The following is a 15,980-nucleotide window of genomic DNA, read 5'->3' as shown; positions in this document are numbered from 1 at the left end:
CCGTTGGTCGCGTCCGTATGTATGTCCGAAAAGTCAGGAATCCAGTCGTTTTGACGATGCTTCCATAATGGAACAAGTGGGTTGTTGCCGTCGCAAAATGCCAGTTGTTTAAAAGTGTCGCTTATAGCTACGAAGTATTCATTTGCGACGTGTGCGCACTCAAGTTACAGCGCGGTATTGATAACCAAAACACGCCATGCGGCATGGTGTGGAAAGTTCAGGCCTGTCGCTCTGAATAGGATACGAGGGTGAAGGGCCTGGAGTTGACAGGTGGTTGAAACCGGCTTTGCCCGACCTGAAAGGCAAAGGCTTCGATCAGGGTGACCTGCTCGCTGTCGTCGAGACTGAGCTGTCCGGTGGTCTGGTCGATGAGTTCGAGTTGCCAGGCAACCAGGGTCAGGCAGTCTTTCAGGGCACTCAGCGCCTCGTCGTGCAGACACATGGTGTTCTGTGCGTGGTTCAGCAGGCCATGAATATGCAGAGAAAATTCAGACACGGCCGCCAACGCCAGGGCATCAGCCTTGTTGGCCAGCTTGAGCAGTGTGCTGAGCAAACAGTCGATGGCGTCCTTGTCATTGCTGATCAACTGCAGATGACTCAGGCATTCCTCGGTTTTAGCCAGGAGTGTTTCAGCCTCGACAAGAAACCCCGTGAGACGCTGGGCCCACTCTTTACGGTCGTTCGGCATACTTATCTCCACAACGTCATGTCAAATGAGGGGATATCGTGTGTGTCGACGAGGGCGGTCGGAACTCCGGCATTACCGAGTCGTCGGATGAACAAGTAGCGGCTGGCCCGGAAGCAGGCTGGGGAACACGAGAGGGTGGTTGGCCACTGACTTGCGATCGCACACAAAAGCCTGACTCCGTTCATGCAATGAGAATGGCGTCACATTAATGGCTATCGGATATTGCGAATATCAGGTTGCGCCTGATTATTGATAGGGGAATCCCTTACGCAGTGGAACTTTTCGCTCGAACAATGGTCGCGGGGCGCAGAAGTGCAGCAGATGTAATCACCGCGCCAGTAAAGCATGATGTTAATGTGACATCAATGGCCGGGCGTGGCATTTTAGAGAGGGTCAAGCTTCGGCAAAAACAGCCGATAACCTTCCTTGAGTGAATTCATCCGAACAAGACCTGGAGTCATTGATGGCCGGCATTCTCGACACGGTAGACCAACGCACGCAACTGGTGGGTGAGAATCGCCTGGAAATTCTCATGTTCCGGCTCGCCGGACGGCAATTGTTCGCGATCAACGTCTTTAAAGTACAGGAAGTCCTGCAGCTGCCAAAGTTGACGCTGATGCCGCAGCGGCATCCTTTTGTGTGCGGCGTGGTCAACCTGCGTGGCCAGACCCTGCCGGTGATCGACCTTTCCCAGGCCATTGGCATGCGCCCGTTGGTGCCGGGGCCTGGCAGCACGATTATCGTCACCGAATACAACCGTTCTGTTCAGGCCTTCCTGGTCGGTGGCGTGGACCGGATCGTCAACATGAACTGGGAAGCCATCCTGCCGCCCCCGAGCAGCGCCGGCCGCCAGCACTACCTGACGGCCATCAGCAAGGTCGATGATCAACTGGTGGAAATCATCGACGTCGAAAAGGTTCTGGCCGAAATCGTCCCGTACAACGCCAAAGTCTCCCGCGACAAGCTCGAAGATCCGGTGCTGGAACGTGCCCGTGGCCGTGAGGTGCTGCTGGTGGATGACTCGAACGTGGCCCTGGCGCAATTGCGCGATACCCTGGGACAGCTGGGCGTGAAGATGCATATTGCCAGCGACGGGTTGAAGGCCTTGAACATGCTCAAGGCCTGGGCTGATACCGGCGTGGACATGACCGAAAAACTGCTGATGGTCTTCACCGATGCGGAAATGCCGGAAATGGATGGCTATCGCCTGACCACCGAGATCCGTAACGACCCGCGTCTGCGCGGCTTGTACGTGGTGCTGCACACCTCGCTGTCCGGCAGCTTCAACGACTCGATGGTGAAAAAGGTCGGCTGCGACAATTTCCTCTCCAAATTCCAGCCGGACAAACTCGTCGACGTGGTGCGCCAGCGTTTGATGCTCGACGAAGTACCGGCCTGATCAGGCCATGGTCAACTTGTAGGATGTAGGAGCGAGCTCGCTCGCGATGGTCTTGAACGATAACGCGTAAACCGGAGCCCGGCGGCGTCCTTGGGTTTTTCGCGAGCGAGCTCGCTCCTGCAGGGTTTTTGCACTTTGATTCGCTGACCAAGCTCGTATAGGGTGGCGTTTTTACCTACCAGGGAGCTGGCCATGTTGCGTCTGAGCGCGCTGTATCGTTATCCGTTGAAATCCGGCAAAGGCGAGGTCTTGCAGCAAGTCGGCCTCGACAAGCTGGGGCTGGACGGCGATCGACGCTGGATGCTGGTGGATGAGGCCAGCGGGCGTTTCCTGACCCAGCGGGCGGTGGCGCAGATGAGCCAGTTGTCGGCGCTGTGGAATGCCGAAGGTGGCTTGACCCTCCGCGCGCCCGGCCATTCGCCGATCGATATTGCCTTGCCCGGTAGCGATGCAGAACTGCGTGGCGTGACGATCTGGCGCGATACCTTGCGAGTCCCCGATGCAGGCGATGAAGCAGGTGCCTGGGTCAGTGAGTTCATCGGTAAACCGACGCGGCTGGTGCAAGTGCCACTGGAGCGTGCGCGTACAACCGAGGCGGGTTACGGCAAGGATGACGACCAGGTGGCGTTCGCCGATGGCTATCCGCTGTTGCTGATTGGCCAGGCCTCCCTCGAGGACTTGTCGCAACGGGTCGGGCGTCCGTTGGAGATGCTGCGTTTCCGGCCGAACCTGGTGATCGAAGGCAGTGCAGCCTTCGCCGAGGACGGCTGGAAGCGTATCCGTATCGGCGAGGTCGAGTTCCGCGTGGTCAAGTCCTGTTCACGCTGCATCCTGACCACCATTGACCCGCAAACCGGGGAGCGCAGCGACGATCGCGAACCCTTGGCCACCTTGCAGAAGTATCGCTCGCAGGCAGACGGTGCAATGTTCGGCCAGAACCTGGTCAACGACGGCAACGGACGACTCGAAGTCGGCATGCCGGTGGAGATTCTTGAGTAATTTTGCGCAGAATAAAAAATGCCCGTGTCGAAAAACACGGGCATTTTTTATTGCAGTGAATCCTGCGGGTTTTAGCCGCGGTATTCGCACAGGTAAGCGGTGTCGACGGCGACTTTCAGCTGGAACTTGCTGTTGGCCGGCACGTTGAACTGGCTGCCGGCGGCGAAAGTTTCCCAGTCGCTGCTGTCGGGCAGTTTGACGGTCAATGCGCCGCTGACCACGTGCATGATTTCACGCTGGCTGGTGCCGAATTCGTACTCGCCCGGAGCCATGACGCCGATGGTCGCTGGACCTTCTGCGGTGCCAAAGGCGATCGACTTGACGGTGCCGTCGAAGTACTCGTTGACTTTAAACATGGGCGATTCCTCGAAAAGGGCTAAAAAGGGCCGGCCAGTATGCACAAGGCCCTTGGCGTCGTCACCTGTCTAAAGCGGCAGAACCAGCGGCAGCAGGCGTGCGGTATTGCGCGCATCTTCCAGCGCCCGGTGTTGTTGGCCGTTGAACTGCAAGCCGGCCAGTTGCAACGCGCCGTTTAATCCCAACGGACGTTCCAGGCGCCTGGCCTTGGCAAAACGCTGTTTGAGGTTCATGTGCGGTACGTTGGCCAGCATGCTGGCGAGTCCCAGTTGCTGCCAATCCTGAAGCAGTTGTTTGCGATCGTAATCGCCCCAACTGGCCCAGCCCTCAAGTCGCGTGTGGTGTTGGCCGAGCCAACGTTCGAACGCCGGCCAGACTTCGCCCAGCGGTTGCGCGGCATCGATGTTGGCTTGGGTGATGTGCGTCAGCTCGCGGCAAAACGGCGTCAGCAACGGCCGCCGAACAGGGCGGACGAAGCGCTGGAACTGGTCCAGTTCACGCCCCTTGCGGTCCACCAGAGTGGCGCCGATTTCAATGATTTCCATATCTGTTACGGGCCATCCACCCTCATCGGTGGTGGCCTCCAGATCAATGACCAGCCAATGAGGCATTGCAGGGTTCCTGGTATCCGCGTCCTGATAGCTTTGAGCGTAGCCAAACCCGGTGGTTCCGCCTAGCGGCTTATTCGACCTCCAATAGAATCTGCCGGTTTTTCACCTGATCCCCGACTTTGACTTGCAAGCGTTTGAGAACACCGTCGATGCCCGATTTCAATGGGTGCTCCATTTTCATCGCCTCCAGTACCACCAGCAGTTGGCCCTTGGTCACGTGGCTGCCTTCGTTGACCAGGACGTCGACAATCGCCCCGTCCATCGGTGCCTTGAGGGTGCCGGAGCTGACACTGGCCTGGCCGGTAACCTGCGCCTGGGTGCGATCCACGAACTGCAGACTGCCCGGTCGGGTGAACAGCCAGAGACGCCCGGCCTCCAGGCGATAAGCGTGGCGTTGGCGAACGCCTTCGATTTCCAGGGTGGCCCAGCGTCCGTCGCTGTGGATGATCTTCAGTTCGAGGCTGCGCTCGGCAACCTGAATGCGCAACGGCTCGCCCGGGATCGCCTGCAACGCTACCGGCCAGTCCTGATCCTCAAGGCCTATGCGATAGTGCAGCGGCACGCTGGCGTTGTTGCGCCAACCGCCAAGCGGGGCCAGGTGAGCCTGCGTGGCAGCCTGATAGAACAGGGCGGCGGCGATGGCCAAGTGGTGCGCGCCAGGGGTTTCGGGATGCAGGCAGACGTGATCGGTGAAGTGCTGCGCGATGAACCCGGTACTGAAATCACCGCTGGCGAACTGCGGATGTTCCAGCAGGCTGGCAAGCAGGCGTTGATTGCTTTTCAGCCCCAGCAGCACGCTGTCTTGGACCGCCCGCAACAATTTGCGACGGGCTTCTTCGCGGGTGGCACCGTGAGCGATGAGCTTGCCGAGCATCGGGTCGTAGAAAGGGCTGATGACCTGGCCTTCGATCAGGCCGTGGTCGATCCGCACGCCGTCCTGCAATGCCGGTTCCCAGGCCACGACGCGCCCGGTTTGCGGCAGGAAACCCTGGGCCGGGTCTTCGGCATACAGGCGCACTTCCATGGCGTGGCCCGTGAGTTGCACCTGTTCCTGACGCAAAGGCAGCGGTTGCCCTTCGGCGATGCTCAACTGCCAGGCCACCAGATCCAGCCCGGTGATCAGTTCGGTCACCGGGTGCTCCACTTGCAGCCGGGTGTTCATCTCCAGGAAGTAGAACTGCCCGCGCGCATCCAGCAGAAACTCCACGGTGCCCGCGCCGACGTACTTTACCGCTCGCCCGGCCTTGAGCGCCGCTTCGCCCATGGCCTGGCGCAGCTCGGCGGTCATCACCGGGCAGGGCGCTTCCTCGATGACTTTCTGATGCCGGCGCTGCACTGAACAATCGCGCTCGCCGAGGTAAATCAGGTTGCCATGCCGGTCACCGAACAGCTGGACCTCGACGTGACGGGGTTCGACCAGTGCCTGTTCGAGGATCAGTTCACCGCTGCCAAAACCGTTCAGGGCTTCGGAGCGCGCGGTGCGAATCTGCTCCAGCAAGTCGCTGGCGTCGTGCACCAGGCGCATACCGCGTCCCCCGCCGCCGGCGCTGGCCTTGATCATCAACGGATAGCCGATGCGCTCGGCTTCACGGCCCAGGGCGGCATCGTCCTGCCCGGCGCCTTGATAGCCGTTGATGCACGGTACACCGGCTTCGATCATGGCGATTTTCGACAGGCGCTTGCTGCCCATCAGTTCAATGGCCTCGGGGCTGGGGCCGATGAAGGTGATGCCAGCGTCCCTGCACGCGAGGGCAAACCCGGCGTTTTCCGAGAGGAAACCGTAGCCCGGATGGATCGCATCCGCGCCCGTGCGCCGGGCTGCGTCGAGGATCGCCTGGATGTTCAGGTAAGACTGTTGCACCGGGGCCGGACCGATGTTGACCGCCTCGTCGGCTATCCGCACGTGCAGTGCATCGGCGTCAGCGTCGCTGAACACGGCGACCGTGCGATAGCCCAGCGCCTGGGCCGTGCGCTGGATGCGGCAGGCGATTTCACCGCGGTTGGCGATGAGGATTTTTTTGAGTCCGGGCATGGGTAGGCTCTCTGATTTTTAGCGGTGTCTGGTCGGGACTCATCGCGAGCAAGCTCGCTCCCACAGGGTTTATGAACGGCATAAATCCAAGGTGGGAGCGAGCTTGCTCGCGATGCTTTTCAGGAGGCCCACCCCGGTTTGCGTTTTTGCACGAAGGCCATCGTTCCCTCGATGCCTTCGGCTCCGGTCACCGCTTCGCTGAACCATTCGGCAGCCTGATCCAGTAGGGCATCGGAGGGCTGACCCGCACTTGCGAGCAAGAGTTTCTTGGTCGCCGCATTCGCCCCCGGCGCGCAACACAACACATGGGCCAACACCTCATCGAGACGCTCGGCCAGGGCCTGCGGATCATGTTCGACAAAATGCACCAGGCCCATGCGCCGTGCCTGGTGGCCATCAAAACGCGCCGCCGTCAGGGCCAGGCGCCGGGTCTGGGTCAAGCCAATGCGTTGCACCACGAACGGTACGATCTGGGCCGGCAACAGGCCGAGACTGGTTTCCGGCAGGCCGAATTGCGCCTGGTGATCGGCCAGGGCGATATCGCTGACACAGGCCAGGCCGAGACCGCCGCCGAGCACCGCGCCCTGCAGCACGGTAATCACCACTTGCGGAGCGTGTTGCACTTCTTGCAATAGCGTGCCGAACACCCGGTTCAGATCCCGGTGCGCAGTTGGGCCTTGAGCGCGGGCGTTGGCCATGTCCTTGATGTCACCGCCGGCACAGAAGTGCCCGCCGACGCCGCCGATCACCAGTGCGCGAACCCCTGGTTTATCGCGTACCGCGGCCAGCACCGAGCGCAACTCGGCGACCATTTGCAAGCTCATCGCATTGCGGCTTTCGGGGCGGTTGAGGGTGATGTGCAACACGCCATTGTGCAGCTCCAGCAGCAAAGTCTGGCAAACCGGCAGGCTGTTCATTTCTTTTTCCCCGGCAGAATGCCCATGAGTTTGCAGATGATTCCCAGCATGATTTCGTCGGCGCCGCCGCCGATCGACACCAGCCGTACATCGCGGTAAGCCCGGGCCACCGGGTTGTCCCACATGAAGCCCATGCCGCCCCAGTATTGCAGGCAACTGTCACTGACTTCGCGGCCCAGCCGCCCGGCCTTGAGCTTGGCCATGGAGGCCAGGCGCGTGACGTCCTGGCCTTTGATGTATTGCTCGGTGGCCTGATAGACCAGCGCCCGCAGGCATTCGATCTCGGTTTGCAGTTCCGCCAGACGGAAGTGGATCACCTGATTGTCGATCAGCGCGTTGCCGAAGGTTTTGCGCTCCTTGCAGTATTCGATGGTGCTGTCGACGCAGTACTCCAGGCCTTTGATCATGTTGGCCGCGCCGAACAGGCGTTCCTCCTGGAACTGCAGCATCTGCATCATGAACCCCGCGCCTTCATGGCCGATGCGGTTGCGCTGCGGTACGCGCACGTTGTCGAAAAACACCTGGGCGGTTTCCGAGCTGCGCATGCCGAGCTTGTCCAGGTGCGAGCTCAAGCTGATGCCCGGTGTGTTCATCGGCACCATGATCAGCGACTTGTTGATGTGCGGTTTGTCGTCCGAGGTGTTGGCTAGCAGACAGATGAAGTCGGCGCTCGGCGAGTTGGTGATCCACATCTTGCTGCCGTTGATCACGTAGTCGTCGCCGTCCTTGCGCGCCGTGGTTTTAAGCCCGGCAACGTCAGAGCCGGCGCCGACTTCGGAGACGCCGATGCAGCCGACCTGCTCACCGCTGATGGCCGGGCGCAGGAATTCCTCGCGCAGTTCATCGGAACCGAACCGGGCCAGCGCAGGCGTGCACATGTCGGTCTGCACGCCGATGGACATTGGAATGCCGCCGCAATGGATGGTGCCGAACTCTTCGGCGGCGACGATCGAATAGCTGTAGTCGAGCCCCATGCCGCCGAATTTTTCCGGTTTCGAAATACCCAGCAATCCGAGGTCGCCGGCCTTGCGGAAGATATCGTGGATGGGGAAGCGCCCGGCCTTTTCCCATTCCTCGACATGCGGGTTGATCTCGTGCTCGACGAACTGGCGAACGGTGCGGCGCAGTGCTTCGTGTTCCTGGGTGAAGATCATTTTTATTGTTCTCCTGATAGTCGGCTTAGAACCGCGCCACACCGAAACTGTTGGCTTGCAATGGCCGCACCTCGGCCTCGTGACAGATATCCAGCAAGTAACCCAGCAAGGTCCGGGTATCGCGTGGGTCGATCAAACCATCGTCCCAGAGGTTGGCGCTGCCATAGAGCGCCGTGGACTGGCTGTCGAGTTTCTGCGCGGTGACCTGTTCGAGCATGTCGAGCATTTTCGGATCGGGCACCAGGCCGTCCTTGGCCTGTTTGGCCTCGGTGACGATGCGCAGCACCTTGCCCGCTTGCGCGCCGCCCATCACGGCGGTACGGCTGTTGGGCCAGGCGAAGATGAAACGCGGGTCGAGACCGCGACCGCACATCGCATAGTTGCCCGCGCCGTAGGAGCCGCCAACCACGATGGTCAGCTTCGGCACCCGGGCGTTGGCCACCGCCTGAATCATCTTCGCGCCGTGCTTGATCACGCCTTGCTGTTCCGATTCGGTGCCGACCATGAACCCGGTGGTGTTGTGGAAAAACAGTAGCGGCGTCTGGCTCTGGTCGCACAGCTGGATGAACTGGGCGGCCTTGCTCGCGCCTTTTGGCGTGATCGGGCCGTTGTTGCCGATGAAGCCACAGGCGCGGCCCTGAATTTTCAGATGACCGCACAGAGTCTGCTGATCGAACTCGCCCTTGAATTCAAGAAAGTTCGAAGCGTCGGCGAGGCGGGCGATGATTTCGCGCGCGTCGTAGGGTTTTTTCGGATCATCCGGGATCAGGCCCAGCAGTTCGTCGATGGGGTAGAGCGGCTCCTCCCAGCGACGTTCGGGGAGTGGAGGCAACTGTTCGTTCCACGGCAACAGGCTGATAATCTCGCGTACCTGTCGCACGCCATCGGCGTCGTTTTCAGCCAGGTATTCGGCGGTGCCGGCGGTTTGTGCGTGCATCTCGGCACCGCCCAATTCTTCATCGGTGGCGACTTCGCCGGTGGCGGCTTTGAGCAGTGGGGGACCTGCGAGAAACAGCTTGGCCTTGCCACGCACCACCACCACGTAATCCGACAGCCCAGGCTGATAGGCGCCACCCGCCGTGGCGGAGCCATGCACCACGGTGACCTGTGGCAACCCCATGGCCGACATCCGCGCCTGATTGGCAAAGCTGCGCGCGCCTTCGACGAAAATTTCCGCCGCGTAATTGAGGTTGGCGCCGCCGCTTTCGGCGAGGGTGATCACTGGCAGTTTGTTTTCCATGGCGATCTGTTGCAGGCGCAGGGATTTCTTCAAGCCGCTGGGGGAGATGGTCCCGCCCCTGATCGCGCTGTTGTTCGCCACCACCAGTACGCGCACGCCGGACACGTAGCCGATACCGGCGATCAAGCCGCCACCGGCGGAGCTGCCATCCTTGTCGTCGTGCAGCTTGTAGCCGGCCAGGCTGGCCAGTTCGAGAAACGGAGCGCCGGGGTCCAGCAGCAGGTTGAGGCGCTCGCGAGGCAGCAACTGGCCGCGTTTTTCGAACTTCGGCCTGGCTTCGGCAGCCTTGTTCAGCAGGTTCTGTTCGAGCACGCGAACTTGTTCGATGGCGCTCAGCATCGCCGCACGGTTCTGGGCGAACGACTCGCTGTGGGGGTCGAGTTGCGACTGAATCACCGGCATGGGTTATTCCTTGTCCTTCAATACGTCTGGTATGTAGGCGCGGTGGAAACCGTTGTACGACTCGCTGTTGGTCGCCTTGTGGATCGGCCAGGCGCGGCCGCCGAGGCTGGCGGCGCCGTCGATGCGCAAGGTGCTGCCGCTGACAAACGCCGCTGCCGGGCTGAGCAGGAAAACTATCGCCGCGCTGACTTCCGATTCGGTGCCGATGCGCTTGAGCGGCACGTGTTCGCGCAGGGTCGGGATCACGGCCTTGAAGGCGCCTTCGTAGGTGTCCATGCCGCTGGAGGCAATCCAGCCCGGCGCCACGGCATTGACCCGCACCCCGGCATGACCCCATTCGTACGCGGCGGTCTTGGTCAGGTTGTCCATGCCCGAACGTGCCGCGCCGGAGTGGCCCATGCCGGGCATGCCGCCCCACATGTCGGCGAGCATGTTGACGATGGCCCCGCCGTGCTTGCTCATGGACTGGTTGAACACTTCCCGGGCCATCAGGAAGCCGCCCACCAGATTGGTACGCATCACGGTTTCGAAACCCTTCTGATTGATCGAGGCCAGGGGCGAGGGGTATTGCCCGCCAGCATTGTTGACCAGGCCGTGGATCGGACCGTGCTTGCGGATAAGCTCGCTGACCAGATGCGTCACCGCTTCTTCCTCGCGGATATCACAGGTGCTCCAGTCGGCCTTGCCGCCGTCGTCGGCGATCTCCGCCGCAACGGTTTTCAGCTTGTCGGCATTGCGCCCGACCAGCAGCACATGGGCGCCGAGGGCCGCCAGTTCGTGGGCAGTACAGCGGCCGATGCCACTGCCGCCACCGGTGACGATGATGTTTTGGCCAGCAAACAAATCGGCTTTGAAAATCGAATCGTAGGCCATGGCGGCAATCCTCTAGTTGAACTGGTCGGCGATGCGCTGCGGCACCGGGATCTGGATTTCCAGCAGCTGCTGGGCGAAGGCCTTGCCTTGCGGATCGATTCGCAGGCTGGCGACACCGCCGCCGCCGAGGGCGTTTTCCAGCAGGAAATTCAGGCTGTGGCTGGCGGGCAAGTACCAGCGCTCGACCCGCCCGTGGATTGGATCGAGGACGTGGCCCATCCAGTCGACGATCACTTCCGGGGTCAAGGCTTCTGCAATCCATGGCAGGAACTCCGGCTCGCGGGCCATGACGCCGATATTGCTGTGGTTGCCCTTGTCGCCAGAGCGGGCGACCGCCAGTTTGACCAGGGCCACGCTGGCGTCGGCCAGGCCAAGCGGTTTCGGTGGCGCGAGCAGGGCTGGCAGGTCCAGCGGGTCGAGTACATCGAGGGCGGGCAGGGCACACGGGTGGCGCTGGCCCATGAAATCAATGTCCAGCGTGCAGGCGGTTTTGTCGATCAGGAACGAGAACAGCCGGATCAGCGGGTACACCGTCGGCCGGCCACCGACAATGCCGGTCAGCCCCGGCGCCATGCCGGTGGCGGCCTGGGCGATTTCCCGGGAGAACACGACCAATGCCTGCTTGTCCGGATGGCGCACCGCGAGTTTGATCACCACTTCGCGGCTGTCCTGACGCTGGCCGTGGGGGCCGTAGGTGGCCTCGCTGCCCAGCAACTCGATACTCACGTCGCTGTACGGTGCCCAGCCGCGCTGGCGGAACATTTCCGAGGTCTTGTTGATGATCGCATCGCCGACACGCCGCGCCTTGGCGACGGCATCGATGCCGGCGATCAGGCAACTGGCGGTGCAGCGAAAACCATCGGGGTACGTGGCGCTGACTTTGTATTGAGCGGTCGGCGGCAGGCCTTTGGCGCCGTGCACCTGCACCGCGTTCTTGCCTTGTTGCAGCAGTTTGACCTGAGTGAAATCGCACACCACGTCGGGCAGCAGATACGCGCGCGGGTCACCGATTTCGTACAGCATCTGTTCGCCCACTGTCAGCGGCGTGACCAGCCCGCCCGTACCTTCGGGTTTGCTGACGATGAACTGGCTGTCGGCGCTGACTTCGACGATGGGAAAACCGATGTGTTCGTAGTCGGGCACGTCGCGCCAGTCGGTGAAGTTGCCGCCCGTGCACTGGGCGCCGCATTCGATGATGTGCCCGGCCAATGCCGCCTGGGCGAGCTTGTCATAGTCGTGCCACGACCAGCCGAACTCATGCACCAGCGCGGCGCTGACCACCGCACTGTCGACCACGCGCCCGGTGATCACGATGTCCGCCCCCAGGCGCAGGGCTTCGACAATGCCGGGTGCGCCGAGGTAGGCGTTGATCGAGACGCACATCGATGGCAGGGGCGCGCCGCTGAACATTTCATGAATGCCCAGGTTTCCCGGCTTTTTGAATTGCGGCTGCAGGTCATCACCCAGCAGTACGGCGATCTTCAGCGCTACCCCAGCCTTGTCGCAGGCCGCTTGCAGGGCGGCGGCGCAGGCTTGGGGGTTGACCCCGCCGGCATTACTGATGACCCGGATGTTTTGCTGCGCGAGTTGCCCCAGCAAGGGCGCGAGCACTTCGATGAAGTCGCCCGCATAGCCGGCCTGGGGATCTTTCATCCGCGCGCCGGCCATGATCGACAGGGTGATTTCGGCCAGGTAATCGAAGACCAGATAGTCCAGATGCCCGTGTTCCACCAGTTGCGCGGCAGCGGTCGAGGTATCGCCCCAGAAGGCGCTGGCACAACCGATGCGAATTGTTTCAGGCGCAGTCCATTCCATAGCCACCTCCAACCGAAGTGCGTCGACATTACCAAGCAAGCGCTTGGTTTGTAAATGACTTGATTATCTTCTGCCCAAGCGCTTGCTTGGTTGCATCCATGCGCTTAAATTGCCCGCGCAACCCCGTTGTTTTCGGGGGGATCGGCGTTATTGATTGAACGACTGTAGGAGAGAACGGGTGGACGAGCAAAAAGCCCTGAGGGTGATGCGCCAATTGGTGGACGACGGCCAATTGACCGACCCGGACAGCGCCCGTGGCAAATTGCTGCAAGTGGCGGCCCACCTGTTCCGCAATAAAGGCTATGAGCGCACGACCGTGCGCGACCTGGCCGGCGCCGTGGGCATTCAGTCCGGGAGCATTTTCCATCACTTCAAGAGCAAGGACGAAATCCTGCGCGCCGTGATGGAAGAAACCATACGCTACAACACTGCGTTGATGCGTGCGGCCATCGCCGAGGCCGGCAATGTGCGTGAGCAGGTTCTGGCGCTGATCCGGTGTGAATTGCAGTCGATCATGGGCGGTAGCGGCGAGGCCATGGCCGTGCTGGTCTACGAATGGCGCTCGCTGTCCGAAGAGGGCCAGGCCAAGGTCCTGGCGCTGCGGGACATCTACGAAGACATCTGGCTGCAAGTACTGGGCGAAGCCAAGACCGCCGGGTTTATCCGCGGCGATGTGTTCATCACCCGACGCTTCCTGACTGGCGCATTGTCCTGGACCACCACCTGGTTTCGCGCCGATGGCAGCATGAGTCTCGATCAGTTGGCCGATGAGGCGTTGATTCTGGTGCTGGAAGACCGGCAATAAGCTTGTGTTGACCAGCATTAAACTGGCTAACTGGACAAAACCGCCTAGCTTGAATGCATTGGTACCGTTTTATTAGGGGAGTGGGGACGTTTTGATGGGTTCGCCAATTCGGTCAGCCTCGCGGCTTTTGCTGACGATGCTTGCGGCGTCAACGATGATGCCGTCCCAGGCTGCGCAACTGGTGCGTATCGGTGCCGCGCACTTTCCGCCCTACACCGTGCGCCCGGAATCCGGGGCCGATACCGGGTTGCTGCCGCAACTGGTCGAGGCCCTGAACGCATCGCAAACTGACTACCAGTTTGTCCTGGTGCCCACTTCCATTCCCCGGCGCTTCGGTGATTTCAAGCAGGGCCGGGTCGACATGGCCATCTTCGAAAATCCCGCCTGGGGTTGGGAAGAGATCCCCCACACAGCCGTCGACATGGGGCTGGAGGACGCCGAAATTTTTGTCGCGCAACGCCTGCCCGATCGACAGCAAAGCTATTTCGCCGACCTGAACGGCAAGCGCCTGGCGCTGTTCAGCGGCTATCACTACGAGTTCGCCAATTTCAATGCCGACCCCCTGTACCTCGCGAAAAACTACAACGCCACGCTGACCTATTCCCATGACAGCAATCTGCTGATGGTATTGCGCGGCCGGGCCGACATCGCCCTGGTCACGCGTTCGTACCTGAGCGACTACTTCCTGCGCAATGAAAAAGTCGCCGGCGAGTTGCTGGCGTCCCAACGCATCGATCAGGTCTATCACCATTACGCCATCCTGCGTCCGACGGCTCCCATCAGCGGCGAGGCATTCGCCAAGGTGCTGCAAGGTTTGCGGGACAATGGCCAGATGCTGAGGATTTTCGATCCGTACAAGATTGCCCTGGTGCCGGTCCAGCGCAACGCAGCGGCGCCACAAGTTGCCAATTGACGGTCTTTGGCTAAATTTCCCGCCCTGGCTCACGTCACTTCGTTGAACTGTCGACGACTATCGTGAGCCCGACCCATGCCCAATCTCAATGACCTGACTGCCCTGTGTCTGCCGACAGGCAGTCGTCTTGCCGCTGATGAAACCGATTGCCGCCTGAGCCTCAGCCTGGAAGGGCAACCGTTGCTTGCCCTGCGGCTGAATCGTGGCCCCGAGTTGCACGTGCAACTGGAGGAGCGTTTCAGTCGCCCTGAAGGACAGGCATTGTGGGCGGCCTGTTACTGGCTGTTCGCTCGCAACCCCGACTGTCAGCGCCTGGTCTGGCAACTGCAGGAGGTGCCGGACGAAGCCGTGTTCAGCGGTCTGCTGATTCCGACTCCCGTCAACGGCCAGTATCACTGCGAGCGCACCTTGTTCTGGCAGTTGCCGCAGCCTTGGCTGGGGCATTCCCTGACCGGCAGCTACCCGCAGCAAATGCTCATCACCGACGGCAAGCGTCATCCACGGCGGCCGGTCAAACCCCGTGGTGAAGTGTATCAACGCTTCGATGCACGGCTGGGTGCTCGGGTTTCCCTGCGCACGCTGGACATCGAGCAAGACCTGGCACGCTTCAACCGCTGGCAGAACAGCCCGCGTGTCGCGAGTTTCTGGCAGGAGGAGGGCAGCCTCGAACAGCATCGCCAATACCTGAGCAAACTCGAAGCCGACCCGCACGCGCTGACGCTGATCGGTTGTTTCGACGATCAGCCCTTCGCTTATTTCGAGGCCTACTGGGCCAGGGAAGATCGCATCGCGCCGTTCTACGAGGCCGGCGATTACGACCGTGGCATTCACATGCTGGTGGGCGAAGAAAATCACCGTGGTCCGCACAAGGTGGCGAGTTGGTTATCGGCGCTGGTGCATTATCTGTTTCTCGATGACCCGCGCACGCAGCGCGTGGTTGCCGAGCCTCGTGCCGATAACGCGAAGATGATCGGATACATGCAAGAGCAGCGCTTTCACTGCGAGAAAGAGTTCGACTTTCCGCACAAGCGCGCGGCCCTGATGGTGTTGGGGCGGGAGCGGTTTTTTGATCGGTGCGCACTGGCCTGAGGCTTGAGGCTAAATATCTTCGGCGCTCTTGAGTGCCCCATCGCGAGCAGGCTCGCTCCTACATTTTCCTGTGTGTGCTGAACCTGTGGGAGCGAGCTTGCTCGCGATGGGCGCGATGCAGATTTCAGAACTTAGTGGCGAGCAGCCATATCGCCACGCTGGCCCGACACCTTGCGGCAGTGCACCAACGCATCACGGATCATGAAGTTCACCAGGGTCGGCGAGACGCCAAGTTCCTTGGCAATATCTTTTTGCGGTACGCCGTGCAGGCGGTACATCTCGAAGGCGTAGCGGGTGCGGCTCGGCAACTCGGTCAACGCATCGGCGATGTGCTCCAGCGTCGAGAAATTGATGTGCGACGTTTCCGGTGACGCACCCTGGATCACTACATTCAGCCCTTCCTCTTCAGGGCCGGAATACTTCTGCTCCAGCGCCTGTTTGCGGTAGTGGTCGATCGCCAGGTTGCGCACGATCTGGAACAGGTAGCTGAGCTGAGCCTTGATCGAACTGGTGATGGGCGGGGCCGATTGCAGCCGGAAGAATGCATCCTGCACAACATCTTCGGCACGTGAGCGGCAACCGGTAATTCGGGCTGCGATCTTCACCAGAATCAATCGATTGTCGACGAATGCCTGAAGTAGCGGTGTATCGCACCTGCTTGTGGATACTGGTTCCATCATGGAAAT

The 15,980-nt window shown here is 61.0% G+C and carries 15 protein-coding genes; 5 read left to right on the top strand and 10 right to left on the bottom strand.

The features are described from left to right. Nucleotides 1-217: 217 nt before the first annotated feature. On the bottom strand, nucleotides 218-688 hold the full coding sequence (locus AC1Q6Y_RS14815) for a hypothetical protein (protein ID WP_057713847.1): 471 nt from the start codon (nucleotides 686-688) through the stop codon (nucleotides 218-220). 463 nt (nucleotides 689-1,151) lie between these two features. Between AC1Q6Y_RS14815 and AC1Q6Y_RS14810 the strand changes: the two genes are divergently transcribed. Then, nucleotides 1,152-2,087 carry a chemotaxis protein CheV gene (locus AC1Q6Y_RS14810; RefSeq protein WP_007973464.1) on the top strand — a complete coding sequence of 312 codons (936 nt, stop codon included), beginning with the start codon at nucleotides 1,152-1,154 and terminating at the stop codon, nucleotides 2,085-2,087. A 192-nt stretch (nucleotides 2,088-2,279) separates the two neighbouring features. After that, nucleotides 2,280-3,086 carry an MOSC domain-containing protein gene (locus AC1Q6Y_RS14805; RefSeq protein WP_407514922.1) on the top strand — a complete coding sequence of 269 codons (807 nt, stop codon included), beginning with the start codon at nucleotides 2,280-2,282 and terminating at the stop codon, nucleotides 3,084-3,086. Nucleotides 3,087-3,157: 71 nt separating this feature from the next. Here the strand turns inward: AC1Q6Y_RS14805 and ppnP are convergent, their stop codons facing one another. The 8 genes from ppnP to AC1Q6Y_RS14765 form a co-directional block, all read right to left on the bottom strand. Further along, a complete protein-coding gene (gene ppnP / locus AC1Q6Y_RS14800; protein WP_007940055.1) occupies nucleotides 3,158-3,442 on the bottom strand; it encodes a pyrimidine/purine nucleoside phosphorylase in 285 nt (94 codons plus the stop codon). A 69-nt stretch (nucleotides 3,443-3,511) separates the two neighbouring features. After that, a complete protein-coding gene (locus tag AC1Q6Y_RS14795; protein ID WP_057713849.1) occupies nucleotides 3,512-4,054 on the bottom strand; it encodes a 3'-5' exonuclease in 543 nt (180 codons plus the stop codon). 70 nt (nucleotides 4,055-4,124) lie between these two features. Further along, nucleotides 4,125-6,086 carry an acetyl/propionyl/methylcrotonyl-CoA carboxylase subunit alpha gene (locus AC1Q6Y_RS14790; RefSeq protein ID WP_492624739.1) on the bottom strand — a complete coding sequence of 654 codons (1,962 nt, stop codon included), beginning with the start codon at nucleotides 6,084-6,086 and terminating at the stop codon, nucleotides 4,125-4,127. 119 nt (nucleotides 6,087-6,205) lie between these two features. After that, nucleotides 6,206-7,003 (bottom strand): enoyl-CoA hydratase/isomerase family protein, encoded by a 798-nt coding sequence (locus tag AC1Q6Y_RS14785; RefSeq protein WP_090457028.1) that lies wholly within the window; start codon nucleotides 7,001-7,003, stop codon nucleotides 6,206-6,208. Further along, nucleotides 7,000-8,157 carry a citronellyl-CoA dehydrogenase gene (atuD, locus tag AC1Q6Y_RS14780; protein ID WP_057713852.1) on the bottom strand — a complete coding sequence of 386 codons (1,158 nt, stop codon included), beginning with the start codon at nucleotides 8,155-8,157 and terminating at the stop codon, nucleotides 7,000-7,002. The genes AC1Q6Y_RS14785 and atuD overlap by 4 nt, the downstream gene beginning before the upstream one ends. 25 nt (nucleotides 8,158-8,182) lie before the next feature. Next, the gene (gene atuC / locus AC1Q6Y_RS14775; RefSeq protein ID WP_057713853.1) at nucleotides 8,183-9,799 is read right to left on the bottom strand and encodes a geranyl-CoA carboxylase subunit beta; all 1,617 of its coding nucleotides are present in this window, start codon (nucleotides 9,797-9,799) and stop codon (nucleotides 8,183-8,185) included. A gap of 3 nt (nucleotides 9,800-9,802) precedes the next feature. Next, a complete protein-coding gene (locus tag AC1Q6Y_RS14770; protein ID WP_057713854.1) occupies nucleotides 9,803-10,672 on the bottom strand; it encodes an SDR family oxidoreductase in 870 nt (289 codons plus the stop codon). A gap of 12 nt (nucleotides 10,673-10,684) precedes the next feature. Further along, nucleotides 10,685-12,487, bottom strand: a complete 1,803-nt coding sequence (locus AC1Q6Y_RS14765; protein ID WP_492624738.1) for an acyclic terpene utilization AtuA family protein — start codon at nucleotides 12,485-12,487, stop codon at nucleotides 10,685-10,687. 178 nt (nucleotides 12,488-12,665) lie between these two features. On the opposite strand from AC1Q6Y_RS14765, the gene AC1Q6Y_RS14760 reads away from it, so the two are divergent. The 3 genes from AC1Q6Y_RS14760 to AC1Q6Y_RS14750 all read left to right on the top strand — a co-directional run bounded on the left by AC1Q6Y_RS14760 (nucleotide 12,666) and on the right by AC1Q6Y_RS14750 (nucleotide 15,294). Next, complete coding sequence (locus tag AC1Q6Y_RS14760) at nucleotides 12,666-13,292, top strand: TetR/AcrR family transcriptional regulator (RefSeq protein WP_218494478.1); 627 nt, start codon at nucleotides 12,666-12,668, stop codon at nucleotides 13,290-13,292. A 94-nt stretch (nucleotides 13,293-13,386) separates the two neighbouring features. Then, nucleotides 13,387-14,205 (top strand): substrate-binding periplasmic protein, encoded by an 819-nt coding sequence (locus tag AC1Q6Y_RS14755; RefSeq protein ID WP_349734900.1) that lies wholly within the window; start codon nucleotides 13,387-13,389, stop codon nucleotides 14,203-14,205. A 75-nt stretch (nucleotides 14,206-14,280) separates the two neighbouring features. Next, the gene (locus AC1Q6Y_RS14750; protein WP_492624737.1) at nucleotides 14,281-15,294 is read left to right on the top strand and encodes a GNAT family N-acetyltransferase; all 1,014 of its coding nucleotides are present in this window, start codon (nucleotides 14,281-14,283) and stop codon (nucleotides 15,292-15,294) included. 131 nt (nucleotides 15,295-15,425) lie between these two features. Here AC1Q6Y_RS14750 and AC1Q6Y_RS14745 read toward each other — a convergent pair whose 3' ends face one another. After that, the gene (locus tag AC1Q6Y_RS14745) at nucleotides 15,426-15,974 is read right to left on the bottom strand and encodes an RNA polymerase factor sigma-70 (protein ID WP_057713859.1); all 549 of its coding nucleotides are present in this window, start codon (nucleotides 15,972-15,974) and stop codon (nucleotides 15,426-15,428) included. Between the last annotated feature and the right edge of the window lie 6 nt (nucleotides 15,975-15,980).

This window comes from Pseudomonas sp. GW823-FHT06E10, from assembly GCF_058794995.1.
This window is presented reverse-complemented; position numbering and strand designations above follow the sequence as displayed.

Excerpts from the sequence above, each read along its gene's own strand:
- atuC (WP_057713853.1), bottom strand. The coding sequence starts at position 9,799 with ATGCCGGTGATTCAGTCGCAACTCGACCCCCACAGCGAGTCGTTCGCC.
- AC1Q6Y_RS14745 (WP_057713859.1), bottom strand. The coding sequence starts at position 15,974 with ATGATGGAACCAGTATCCACAAGCAGGTGCGATACACCGCTACTTCAG.
- AC1Q6Y_RS14790 (WP_492624739.1), bottom strand. The coding sequence starts at position 6,086 with ATGCCCGGACTCAAAAAAATCCTCATCGCCAACCGCGGTGAAATCGCC.
- AC1Q6Y_RS14815 (WP_057713847.1), bottom strand. The coding sequence starts at position 688 with ATGCCGAACGACCGTAAAGAGTGGGCCCAGCGTCTCACGGGGTTTCTT.
- AC1Q6Y_RS14785 (WP_090457028.1), bottom strand. The coding sequence starts at position 7,003 with ATGAACAGCCTGCCGGTTTGCCAGACTTTGCTGCTGGAGCTGCACAAT.
- AC1Q6Y_RS14750 (WP_492624737.1), top strand. The coding sequence starts at position 14,281 with ATGCCCAATCTCAATGACCTGACTGCCCTGTGTCTGCCGACAGGCAGT.
- atuD (WP_057713852.1), bottom strand. The coding sequence starts at position 8,157 with ATGATCTTCACCCAGGAACACGAAGCACTGCGCCGCACCGTTCGCCAG.
- AC1Q6Y_RS14795 (WP_057713849.1), bottom strand. The coding sequence starts at position 4,054 with ATGCCTCATTGGCTGGTCATTGATCTGGAGGCCACCACCGATGAGGGT.
- AC1Q6Y_RS14755 (WP_349734900.1), top strand. The coding sequence starts at position 13,387 with ATGGGTTCGCCAATTCGGTCAGCCTCGCGGCTTTTGCTGACGATGCTT.
- ppnP (WP_007940055.1), bottom strand. The coding sequence starts at position 3,442 with ATGTTTAAAGTCAACGAGTACTTCGACGGCACCGTCAAGTCGATCGCC.
- AC1Q6Y_RS14810 (WP_007973464.1), top strand. The coding sequence starts at position 1,152 with ATGGCCGGCATTCTCGACACGGTAGACCAACGCACGCAACTGGTGGGT.
- AC1Q6Y_RS14805 (WP_407514922.1), top strand. The coding sequence starts at position 2,280 with ATGTTGCGTCTGAGCGCGCTGTATCGTTATCCGTTGAAATCCGGCAAA.
- AC1Q6Y_RS14765 (WP_492624738.1), bottom strand. The coding sequence starts at position 12,487 with ATGGAATGGACTGCGCCTGAAACAATTCGCATCGGTTGTGCCAGCGCC.
- AC1Q6Y_RS14770 (WP_057713854.1), bottom strand. The coding sequence starts at position 10,672 with ATGGCCTACGATTCGATTTTCAAAGCCGATTTGTTTGCTGGCCAAAAC.